11 protein-coding genes are annotated in these 11,274 nt (G+C 49.6%); 6 read left to right on the top strand and 5 right to left on the bottom strand.

The features are described 5' to 3' along the window. The first annotated feature begins 37 nt into the window (after positions 1–37). On the top strand, positions 38–571 hold the full coding sequence (locus tag NK638_RS10135) for a DUF421 domain-containing protein (RefSeq protein WP_274632928.1): 534 nt from the start codon (positions 38–40) through the stop codon (positions 569–571). 47 nt (positions 572–618) lie between these two features. On the opposite strand, the gene NK638_RS10130 is transcribed toward NK638_RS10135, so the two are convergent. Continuing rightward, a complete protein-coding gene (locus NK638_RS10130; RefSeq protein WP_105244863.1) occupies positions 619–1,065 on the bottom strand; it encodes a DUF2147 domain-containing protein in 447 nt (148 codons plus the stop codon). A gap of 214 nt (positions 1,066–1,279) precedes the next feature. Between NK638_RS10130 and rlmH the strand changes: the two genes are divergently transcribed. Together rlmH and NK638_RS10120 are read left to right on the top strand one after the other, a co-directional pair. After that, on the top strand, positions 1,280–1,768 hold the full coding sequence (rlmH, locus tag NK638_RS10125; RefSeq protein WP_274632927.1) for a 23S rRNA (pseudouridine(1915)-N(3))-methyltransferase RlmH: 489 nt from the start codon (positions 1,280–1,282) through the stop codon (positions 1,766–1,768). Positions 1,769–1,851: 83 nt separating this feature from the next. After that, positions 1,852–2,742, top strand: a complete 891-nt coding sequence (locus NK638_RS10120; RefSeq protein WP_274632926.1) for a DODA-type extradiol aromatic ring-opening family dioxygenase — start codon at positions 1,852–1,854, stop codon at positions 2,740–2,742. 48 nt (positions 2,743–2,790) lie between these two features. Here the strand turns inward: NK638_RS10120 and NK638_RS10115 are convergent, their stop codons facing one another. From NK638_RS10115 to NK638_RS10105, 3 genes are all read right to left on the bottom strand, one after another. Next, a complete protein-coding gene (locus tag NK638_RS10115; RefSeq protein WP_274632925.1) occupies positions 2,791–3,783 on the bottom strand; it encodes an amidase in 993 nt (330 codons plus the stop codon). Beyond that, positions 3,719–4,240: an amidase family protein gene (locus NK638_RS10110; protein WP_274632924.1), complete on the bottom strand. Its 522-nt coding sequence runs from the start codon at positions 4,238–4,240 to the stop codon at positions 3,719–3,721. The genes NK638_RS10115 and NK638_RS10110 overlap by 65 nt, the downstream gene beginning before the upstream one ends. 257 nt (positions 4,241–4,497) lie before the next feature. After that, positions 4,498–7,800 (bottom strand): DNA translocase FtsK, encoded by a 3,303-nt coding sequence (locus tag NK638_RS10105; RefSeq protein WP_274632923.1) that lies wholly within the window; start codon positions 7,798–7,800, stop codon positions 4,498–4,500. 538 nt (positions 7,801–8,338) lie between these two features. Here NK638_RS10105 and trxB point away from each other — a divergent pair. The 3 genes from trxB to NK638_RS10090 are packed head-to-tail and all read left to right on the top strand — an operon-like array spanning position 8,339 to position 10,615. Continuing rightward, positions 8,339–9,361: a thioredoxin-disulfide reductase gene (gene trxB, locus NK638_RS10100; protein ID WP_274632922.1), complete on the top strand. Its 1,023-nt coding sequence runs from the start codon at positions 8,339–8,341 to the stop codon at positions 9,359–9,361. Then, positions 9,362–10,156: a leucyl/phenylalanyl-tRNA--protein transferase gene (gene aat / locus NK638_RS10095; protein ID WP_274632921.1), complete on the top strand. Its 795-nt coding sequence runs from the start codon at positions 9,362–9,364 to the stop codon at positions 10,154–10,156. Positions 10,157–10,177: 21 nt separating this feature from the next. Next, positions 10,178–10,615 carry a MerR family transcriptional regulator gene (locus NK638_RS10090; RefSeq protein ID WP_274632920.1) on the top strand — a complete coding sequence of 146 codons (438 nt, stop codon included), beginning with the start codon at positions 10,178–10,180 and terminating at the stop codon, positions 10,613–10,615. 71 nt (positions 10,616–10,686) lie between these two features. On the opposite strand, the gene rimI is transcribed toward NK638_RS10090, so the two are convergent. Continuing rightward, positions 10,687–11,178, bottom strand: a complete 492-nt coding sequence (gene rimI, locus NK638_RS10085) for a ribosomal protein S18-alanine N-acetyltransferase (protein ID WP_274632919.1) — start codon at positions 11,176–11,178, stop codon at positions 10,687–10,689. Positions 11,179–11,274: the final 96 nt, after the last annotated feature.

Raw genomic sequence — 11,274 nt, 5'->3', positions numbered from 1 at the left:
GCGACTTGCTTTGGTATTTTCAATAGGAGCTAGCTTTATGGACATGATTTTTTTTGACAATATAGACAAGCTTGGCCGTATCGTGTTGACGACCGTCATGGTGTACGTCTTAATCGTACTGGTGACCAAAGTCTCAGGCAAACGCTCCACCTCGCAGCTCAACAACTTCGATTGGGTCGTCACGGTGATGATCGGGTCTCTGGGTGCCAGCACCATCTTGCTCAAGGACATTCCGTTTATCGAAGGGGTTTCCTCGATATTGGTGCTTTATCTGTTGCAGTTTTTGGTCACCAAATACGCCTCGGTATCACCGCAGTTTAGTAACTTTATTTTATCAGAGCCGCGTATCGTCTTTTATCAAGGCCAGTTTTTGCCAGATGCCATGCGGTCTGAGCGCCTGACCCGTCAAGAGATAGAATGTGCGATGCGCTCTCAAGGTATCAACAGCTTTGATGATGTCGAAGCGGTGGTCTTTGAGTCTGACGCCAAGCTGACCATTATCCCCAAACCTACAGATGACACGCACGGCAAAGAAAACACTATCTCGCAAACCATTAAGCCTTTGATGTGAGGGGTTTTGAAGTGACTGATTTTGAGATGACTAATGCAGTAAGCATTCTATTTGATGCGTTGCCACGTCTGTGAGCGGCCAAACAATGGCGTGCCGACATAACCGCGCAGATCAAGACTTTGACCATTGTCACTTAAGGTGATTTTTCCTGAATACACTTTGCCAGACTCAGGATCGACCAGCTTACCGTCGCTCCATTGGTTGTTGCCCTCTGCCTTGAGACCGGTCAAAATCTGCAAGCCTTCCACTGGCTGGTTTTTAAGATTACCAGGACATTTAGTACAGACGGCTTTGGCTTTTTCTTTATTAAGCACCTTAATAATTTTACCTGAAACCTTACCACCTCTTTCGTTTAGCTGAATGATGGCTTTTTTCTCCCCTGTCTTATCATCGATGGTTTGCCACTGTGTACCATCTAGTGAGGCTGCTTGCGCAGATAGGGGCAATAAGGCTCCTGCCATAAGGGTGAGCGTACTGGCTGTAATACGGTTCATAAACGACTCCTTTCGTTAAAAACGGTCTATCTGAATATGTAGTAACTACGAACGAGAACTAAAAACAAATAGAAAGAACAACTGTTTGTCAAACGCTAGTAAAGCACAAAAAAATGCGAGGTAAAAGGCTTGTTTGTTACAATATCTTAAGCGTAGAATTCTTTTGTTACATTCTTTTTTGTTATATTTTTTAATTATCGAAGTGGTACATCATATGAAGGTAAGAATCTTGACCGTGGGCACTAAGATGCCAAAATGGGTACAAACTGGTTTTGATGAGTACTTTAAACGTATTCAGCCCATGCTCAGTACTGAGATTGTCGAGATAGCGGCAGCAAAGCGGGCAAAGAACTCTTCTAAAGCTAACCTCGCTCAGTACCGCGAGCAAGAAGGACAAGCCATATTGGCCGCTCACCAAGCATCCAGCCGCGAGCAGCTATGGGTATTAGATGTCAAAGGGAAGATGCTCTCGACAGAAGGGCTGGCGGAAAAACTGGCAGACTCGATGCAGCAAGGCGATGATATCGCACTGGTCATTGGCGGCGCTGATGGCGTGTCGCCAGAAGTGTTGGCAAAGGCCGATGTCAAATGGTCACTATCGGCGCTGACACTGCCGCATCCACTGGTACGCGTGGTATTGATGGAGCAGCTCTACCGCGCCATGAGCATCAATCACAACCACCCCTATCACCGTGGCAACTAAATACTCACAAGACAGATCAGGCTTTTGGTAGGATAACAGACAGGCAGGATTGAAATATCGCTGCAAGCCCTAATAAACGCTACATGACTCATCCAAAAAACACAGCACTTACTGCTACTGCGCCGAGCGCCGAGCAGCAACCATCAGGCAGCCACACGTCAGCGCCCATTAGTGCCGCTGATGCGTGGCCCGATACTTCTACCCTCTCTAAGCACGCAAAGCTGCCTGCGCTATTTGTCTCGCACGGCGCGCCAAGCCTAGCCACAGAGCAGTCAGCGACGACCAGTGCCTTGGCGCGTATCGGCCAAAACCTGCCTGTGCCGCGTGCCATAATTATTATGTCGGCACATTGGCAATCAGCAAAGCTTGAGATCAGCAGCAATCCTCAGCCAAAGACTTGGCATGATTTTTCTGGGTTTGGCGCTGAGCTGTATGAGATACAATACCCTGCCGCAGGTCATCCGCTGCTTGCCGAGTCGCTTGCGCAGCAGCTCACCGCGCGCGGTATTACCTGCAGACTAAACCCCATGCGCGCATCTGATCATGGTGTCTGGGCGCCGCTCAAACATCTGTATCCAGAGGCCACTATTCCGATCGTACAGATTTCTTTGCCGCAGCATTATGACAGTCTCGCTTGCTATCAGTTAGGGGCGCAGCTGGCGCGTTTGCGTGATGAGCAGATACTGATCATCGGCTCAGGCAATATCACTCATAACTTGCAAGCCCTGCGCTGGCAGGCGGACAGCATCGATCAGAGCGCCAATAGTTTTAAAATATGGCTGCTCAAGCAGCTCAAAACCGACATTCCAAGCGCTCTTGATTGGCAGCGTTATCCCAATTATAAAGACATCCATCCTAGTGATGAGCATCTGTTGCCACTGTTTTTTGCTTTGGGTGCCGGCCAGCGCGTCTCAGTGATACATCAAAGCATGGCGCACCATAGCTTAGGTATGGATATTTATCGCTTCGACTAAGGTGTCTTAGCTGCTGCGTTTTGACGACGTTGTTTTGAATAGCTTGAGCTACCTCTCAAACGCTGACTTCGTAAACAGCCCTGCACGCTCCATCTCACCTGCGATACTAAACAACGTCGCCTCATCATTCATGCGCCCGATCAGCTGCATACCAATCGGCAAGCCTTTTTTGCTCATGCCTACCGGCAGTGACATCGCGGGCAAACCTGTGACATTAGCTAGTAAGGTAAAAGCCATCTTACTCAGCACAGGCTGGCTCAACTTTTCTATCATGCCTGAGCTAAAGGCGTATTTACCCATATCTATGCCTTTATTGAGCAGCTCTGCGCTACGCATCAGCATCTCATCCATACGGCTAGGCGGTAGTACGCCATGCTTGACCGCTGGTGTCGGTACGGTCGGACACAAAATCATATCGTACTCTTCTAGTAATAACCCTGTCTGATATTGACTGTGATGCCAGCCGTGTTTGGCATGCGCCAAGTCTACCGCTGATAATGAACGACCCAAAAGCGCCATATTGTAGGTTTGTGGCTCTAGTTTTTTGATATGCTGCGACCCAAAATCACGCTCGATATTATCGATGGTAAATGCTGTATGGGCGCACACCACAACCATAAAATCATGCCAAAATTGCTCGATATCGATGTTAGGCTCGGCAGGCACCACGCGATGCCCCATGGCCTCTAACTGCTTGGCGGTTTGTTCAAGGACCGCCAGCACTTCCTTGTCCACCACCGTACCTGCAATCAGTGGCTGCTGATGTAGCGCAATGGTCAGCTGCCGCGGTGCGCGCATCGCAGCCTGCAAAAACGACCCCTCTGGCGGCGCAATGATAAAGGGCGCGCCAATCTCAGCGCCACTGGTGGCATCGAGCATCGCGGCACTATCGCGAACGGAGCGGGTAATCACATGATCGGCGACAGCGCCTTCCCAGCCCTCCCCAAATGTCGGGCCCATGGGGTTACGGCCACGGCTAGGCTTTAAGCCAAACGCGCCGCACCACGCCGCAGGAAATCGTATCGAGCACCGCCGCTGCACTACCGCCTGAGGAGCCGCCAGCACTGTAGCTTTTTTTAAAGGGATTATGCGTTGCGCCATGCGCCTTGGGCTCGGTGGTGATGATCAACCCAAACTCAGGGGTATTGGTCTTGCCAAAGGTATTGACGCCAGTGGCTTTCATACGCTTGACGATTTCGCTGTCGTTTTTTGAGACAATATTGACACTACGGCTGCCCATCGTGACAGGCTCTCCCTCAAAGCTAAATGACAAATCTTTGAGCAAGTAAGGCACGCCTGTAAACGCGCCTGCCGGTAGGCCTTGCGCCGCTGCGTGATAGGCACGCTCATCAAAACGATGAATGATGGCATTTAGCTTAGGGTTGAGCTTATTAGCTTGATAGACAGCCGCATCCAGCAGCTCTCTGGCGCTGACCTCTCCGGCATTAACCAATGCCGCTAGCGCTATCGCATCATACTGGGTGTATTCTTTAAACATAACCGAGCTTCCTTGTTCTTAAGTTATTTATCACTTTTAGTATATCGGTTTCATCGCTTCAATAGTAACCACCTTATCGACACTGCTGTGTTTACTCTATACCAGACCATGAATTTATGCTTGACACTAATACCCATCACCGTGCCGCTTTATGCGGACAACTTTGCCAATAATATGACTGTGCTACAAACGCTCATAAAAAAAGCGAGCTACTTACTGTAACTCGCTTTTTGTCACTCAATCAAACTCACTGTTCATCACATCAGCAGCTCACGCTTGCCGCTTTTACCCATCGAGCTGACCAGCCCAGCCTCCTCCATGGAGTCGACAATACGAGCGGCGCGGTTATAGCCGATACTAAATTTACGCTGAATACTAGAGGCTGATACTTTGCGCGTTTCCATGATAAAGGCGACTGCCTCATCGTATAGGTCGTCGTCTTCACCCGACGCATTGCCAGTACTACCGCCGCCAGGGCTAGATAGCTCAAAGTTCCCCGCCATGTTGTCAATATAATCGGGTGCGCCGCGCTCACGCCATGCGTCACAGACACGGTTGACCTCTTCGTCACTGACGTAAGCGCCATGCACACGATCCGGTTCGATCTGTCCTGGCCCTAAAAACAACATATCGCCGTTACCGAGCATGTCCTCTGCACCGCCACTATCCAAGATGGTACGCGAATCGACCTTTGAGTTCACACGAAGGGCGGCTCGCACTGGAATATTGGCTTTGATCAAACCGGTAATGACGTCGACTGACGGACGCTGAGTGGCGAGCATCAAATGAATACCAGCCGCGCGTGACTTTTGTGCCAACCGCGTGATCAGCTCTTCGGCCTGTTTACCGACCTGCATAATCATATCAGCAAACTCATCTGCGACAATCACAATCATCGGTAATGTCTTAAGCTTAGGCGCTTGGCTCATACTGACGCTGTCGTTGGGTCGCCATAGCGGATCGATAATAGGCTTGCCTGCTTTTTCGGCGGCGACGACTTTTTTGTTAAATTCGCCCAGCTTACGTACCTTCAGCAGGCTCATGAGCTGATAGCGGCGCTCCATCTCCGCCACGCACCACGAGAGGCTACTGGCCGCTTCAGTCATGTCAGTGACCACTGGCGTCAGTAGATGCGGGATATCATTGTAGTTGGCAAGCTCAAGCTGCTTTGGGTCAATCAAAATCAGGCGCAGCTCATTGGGGGTATATTTGAGGAGCATGGACAGTAGCATGGAGTTGACCAGTACCGACTTACCAGAGCCTGTGGTGCCGGCGACCAGCATGTGCGGCGCCCTTGCAAGATCGGTGATGATCGGATTGCCACCGATATCTTTACCCATCGCCATGCTAACCTGCGCTTTAGGGTCTTTATATGTTTCCGTATTGAGCAGCTCAATCAGACGCACCATTTCGCGTTTTTTATTGGGTACTTCGATACCGATATAAGGCTTGCCTGGAATCACCTCGACCACACGCAAAGACGCCATCGATAGCGAGCGCGCCAAATCTCGCGAGATACCCGTGACTTTACTGGCTTTGACGCCTGGTGCCAACTCGACTTCAAAGCGGGTCACCACCGGCCCTGGTATGGCATTCACCACGCTTGCTTTGACATTGAACTCCTGCAGCTTAATCTCTAATAACTCAGACAACTGCTCAAGCTCTGCGACGGTATAGCTGGGCTTACGCTCAGGGTCTGGCTTGTCCAAGATAGACATCTCAGGTATCGGCGTAAGGCTATTACGATATGCCGCTGTTTGCATTGAGCGTGACTTTTTACTAAATGCGGCATCATCACTGATGTCTGGCATGGCGGCTGCAGCTGTCTCTGCATCATCATCTGGCATCATATCGGTGATATGATTGCTACTATCTCCCTCTGGTACCGCAAAGCTCACCGCAGGCTTGGTAGAGATTTCTGGTGTCAGCGCCGCCACTGTTGGTGCTTGTTTGGGGTTGTCAGGCGGCGTGTTGGTCGGGGTCATATCCGCGGTGTCTGCGATAGAGGTAGCAACCTCTGAGGTAGGCTCTACAGCAGAGGGTTGCGTGGTAGACGCCGAGCTGAATGAGGGCTCGACAGGCTCTACCTCTGAGCTATGTGATACGTTTGCTTCTCTTACCTCTGCCGCTGGTCTACCAGCTGCCTGACTCTCCATAGATACGGAGCTGGGCGCGGCAGCATCTGACGTCGATTCCTTCTTATATACGACGTCATCGACTGCTGCAGTAGCAGGAGTGAGCGTCTCTGCGTGTTCTGCCAACCATGCCTCAGCCAAGGTATCGACATCGTCAGTGGCCGTATCATCAGTATCGGGAGTCTCTATAGCTGACGTCACAGAGGTCGCCTCATTATCTAGCGTTTCATTACTATTGTCATAAGAGGCGGATACGGTAGATGCAGTCTCAGAGATATCGTCGGTCGTATCTGCCATATAGCTATCGCCATTAACATCGCTATCACCAGCAACAAAGCTACCATCAGTATGGTAGTGCGCCTGCTCGCTGGCCAATAAATCATCCACCGTGCTCGCATCATTCCATGCAAAGCTTGGCTCTACTTTGCGAGTCATCACAGGGGTGGCCGTCGCCGCGGCTGCATCGCTGGCACTGACCGCGCCACTTTTGGCAGCGGCTACGGGGCTTTGCGGCTCGGCGCTCGACTGTGTCGGCATGGCAGGCGGCGCTACGCTGTCAGGCGATGTAGTCGCTTTTGCAGCTTGTGTCGCGGCAGCCACCGAGGCTTTGACACTATCAGCCAGTCCTGATGTGGTCAAAAACTCGGACAACACATTGCCAAATCGGCCACTTTTATCCGCAGACTGTGCGCCATCCGTAGCATCAGCAGTGGGCAGCTCTAATGCTAGCTGCTCATGCTCTGAGGCTGCTGGTGTTTTGAGCGCCTGTTGGTCATCACTATATCCAGCAGCGCTGTACTGCTTGCTCGCTTGGTCATCAACAGCGGCCGCCTCTTTGTTTTTGACCCCTGAGCCTAGCCAAGCCAGCGTGGTGATTTTTTGATAAATGCTCAGCCAGTGAATATTAAACGCAAAGGTTGCAGTGATGGTGACAAACACGGTCAAAAACACCACACTCCCCCACTGCGATAATAGCTGCGCCAAACGAGCTTGAAGCTCAAGGCCGATGATACCGCCCGCCACACCTTCTAGTTCAGTGGCTACAGGATCTGCAACCTGCTGCACCAGCGCGACCAATTGAGCAAACAGCGCACTGGCACTTAATAACAAAAACACATAAGCGACCAAGCGCATCAGCCAAAATGTTGGCTTATTGTCCCACCAAATCAATATGGACTCATAGACCATAAACGCCAGTAGCCACCACGCGCCAAAACCAAAAAACCGATACAGCAAATCTGACAACCATGCACCAGTTTTACCGCCCATATTGTTGATCGTGGTCATATCGCTGCTGATATGCGACCAGCTAGGGTCATTACCCGTATACGTCATCAAAATGACAAACAGATAAACGGTCAGTATTAACCCAAGCAGGGTAAATATTCCTTTTTTTAAATACTCAATTAGCGGTGCTGATATCACGTAAGATCTGCCTTGTTAATAATACTAAATGGTCGCCAACCCATGATTAACGCTAACCATGCTGGCATAAAGTGCTGACATAAACGGTACCGATCAACCTGTACCAAGATACCGAGCGCAGCGGCAATGGCTACTTGTATAAAACAATTATAAGCGCGGTTATCAAAATAGATGACAAGATTACTTAGCCCTTACTGCGCTTGGCATAACTTCTTATAATAACAAATACATAGGGACAGTGGCGACAGTCTTCTTAAGAAAATAAAACAATACACCTTTATCATCACCATTACACCGGATTTGATTAAGACTTGGCCGATTAGCGCCTACCTTTAGCGCCCTAAAATTCAAGGGCTTGATGCTTTGATTGTAATGATACCCATGTTTGCTTTAGCAAACTTGCACTTTTTGCCAACTGCCCTTATGTTATTATCACATAGCAATTAGAAGAAGCATATTTGTAGTCATTTTTGATATTCGTCTTTTATTATATTTATAACTTACATTTTTAATTCGTATATTTAGCAAGGAACAACTCATGGCAACTGACACTACTGCCCCACGTCACGAAAAGCTCATTATTTTAGGCTCAGGCCCTGCCGGTTATGCCGCGGCTGTCTATGCTGCGCGCGCTAACCTAAAGCCTGTCATGATCACGGGTATGGAAGTTGGCGGACAGCTGACCACCACCACAGAAGTTGATAACTGGCCAGGCGATGCGTACGATTTGACTGGGCCTGCGTTGATGGAACGTATGAAGGCACATGCCGAGCGTTTCGGTACCGAGTTGGTCTATGATCATATCAATGATGTCAATCTAAACGAACGTCCGTTTCAATTGACGGGCAACAATGGCAGCTACACGTGTGATGCGCTTATCATCTCAACGGGCGCTTCGGCGCAGTATTTGGGCTTGGAGTCAGAGACCAAATTTAGAGGTCTTGGCGTATCTGCTTGTGCTACTTGTGACGGTTTCTTTTATAAAGACCAAAAAGTCGCGGTCATCGGCGGCGGCAATACCGCGGTCGAAGAAGCCTTATACCTATCAAACATCGCCTCTGAGGTGACCTTGGTGCATCGCCGCGACAGCTTGCGCTCCGAGAAAATCCTGCAAGACAAGCTGTTTGAAAAAGCCAAAAACGGTAATATCAAAATTGAGTGGAACCACCAAGTCAAAGAAGTGGTTGGTGACGACATGGGTGTCAATGGGGTGGTGATCGAATCTACCGTCGATGGTAGCACCAAAACCCTAGATGTCATGGGTATGTTTGTGGCGATTGGTCATAAGCCAAATACCGACTTGTTCAAAGGTCAGCTAGCTATGAAAGACGGCTATCTTATCGTCAATAGCGGCCTAAATGGTAACGCCACCCAGACCAGTGTCGAAGGGGTATTTGCGGCAGGTGATGTCGCCGATCACGTCTATCGTCAAGCCATTACCTCAGCAGGTACCGGCTGTATGGCCGCCCTTGATGCAGAAAAATATCTCGATGCCATCGGTGAGGCAGATGTTTCTGACCATACCTACGCCTCGACGTTGACTGCTGATAAAGAAGCCTAAATGAGTCATCTTTGGCAACAAAACCATAATCCCATCACGCCTGAGACCCTAAAAAGTCTTGGCCGTTATGAGTTTCCCGACCCCGCCACCATCGACCCTGATGGCATCGGCATCGTGGCGCTGGGTGGTGATTTGGCCTCCGAGACGCTCATCTCTGCTTATGCGCAGGGGCTGTTTCCTTGGTTTAATGAAGACGAGCCTATCGCGTGGTGGTGTCCTGAGCCGCGCTGCGTCATGTTGCCGGCTGAGTATATACCCAGTAAGTCATTGCGCCGTCAGGCCAAAAAAGAGCGCTGGCAACTCACTCTCAATCAAGCGTTTGACGAAGTCATCCATGCTTGTAGCTTACCGCGTAGCAATGACCTGCCTGAAGGCGAGCATACTTGGATTCATCAAGAGATGATCGACGCTTATGGCAAGCTACACGCCCAAGGCTTTGCCCATAGTATCGAGGTATGGGACGAAACCAACACACTGATCGGGGGACTTTATGGTCTAAAGCTGGGCGGTATTTATTTTGGAGAATCGATGTTTTACCGTGCTTCAAACGCATCCAAGATGGCGTTTTGGGGTTTAATGCGTTTATGCGAGCAAAGTCAGGTCGCACTGGTCGATTGCCAATTGCCAAACGAGCACCTCATGAGCTTGGGCGCCACCACCTTACCTCGTGCTGACTTTTTGCATCAGTTAGATAGCTTGCTCGTAAGTGATGCTGAGCATTGGCACAGTGACTCCCACCAACCGCTAGCAGTCTCGCTGCTTGATACACCACACCCTTGGCAAAGCAGCAAATAGCGCCCCACTTTTGAGATTATTATGGCACTTGATACCTCATTTTTGTTAATTGGAAAACTGGCTGCCAAAGCCAATACCACCAAAGACACGGTGCGTCACTATGACCAGCTAGGCCTACTCAGATCGCGCAAACGTCAGGCAGGCTCACGGCTATATACTGAGTTTCATCCTGAATGTGTTGAACGTATTGAGCTGATAAAAAGCGCGCAAGCCATCGGTTTTACGCTCACCGAAATCAGAGACAGCCTCAATGATTATTATGATGGCCAATTAGACATCGACCTACAATTACTCCTTACACAGCAAAAACTGGCACAAGTAAAAAAACAACAAGCCAATATCAATGTGATGGTTGAGCTGCTCACCGAGCGCATTGAAGTGCTTGAGCGCATGAGAGCAGACGGTGACTACAAACCCAACGTCGACGTTTGCAAAAGAAAACTCCCCGCAGACCTGTAAGGTTGCACAGCTGCATTGCTAAACAAGCGCATTACATATCATCTACCCATCATTTAAAATCATGAAACCAATCATTTAAAATCACGATAAGTCAGCTGCATGATCAGGGCATCGACAGCTGGCTTCTGGGCTAGCTGGTAATAGTTTTTACGCTGATGGATCACCTCAAAGCCTTGCTGCTTATATAACGCAATCGCAGGCGCGTTGTCTGCTCGCACCTCTAATAGCAGGCTCTCTACTTGTTTATCTCTCAGCGCTAAGTGTAACTGCGCAAAAATTTGCGACGCAAGCCCGCGGCGCTGATAATCAGGATGAGTGCCAATGCGTAAAATTTCTGCTTGTTCAAAGACGCTTTGATATAGGCAGTAACCTTGCATGGCTGCAGCCGACTCTGCTGACTCATAAGCGATCAGCAGATGGACACTGTCTTGCTCAAACAAATCAATCATCGCCTGATACGACCACGCATCCTGCGGCTGGACGATAGACTCGATAGCAGCTACTGCTTGCACCACTTGCCTAAAGTCTTGAGTATCTTTTGACAAAATTTGTATTACAGTCATGCCGCCCCCTTTCCAATAAACCCCCATAACACCTATAAGCGCCCAAAAAAAAGCCACCCTATAAAGGATGGCTTTTCACTACTCAATACTCGGTGT

This window comes from Psychrobacter sp. A3 (assembly GCF_028823565.1).
Taxonomy (GTDB): domain Bacteria; phylum Pseudomonadota; class Gammaproteobacteria; order Pseudomonadales; family Moraxellaceae; genus Psychrobacter; species Psychrobacter celer.
Note: the sequence above shows the minus strand (reverse complement) of the source record. Positions and strands in the feature narration are given on the sequence as shown.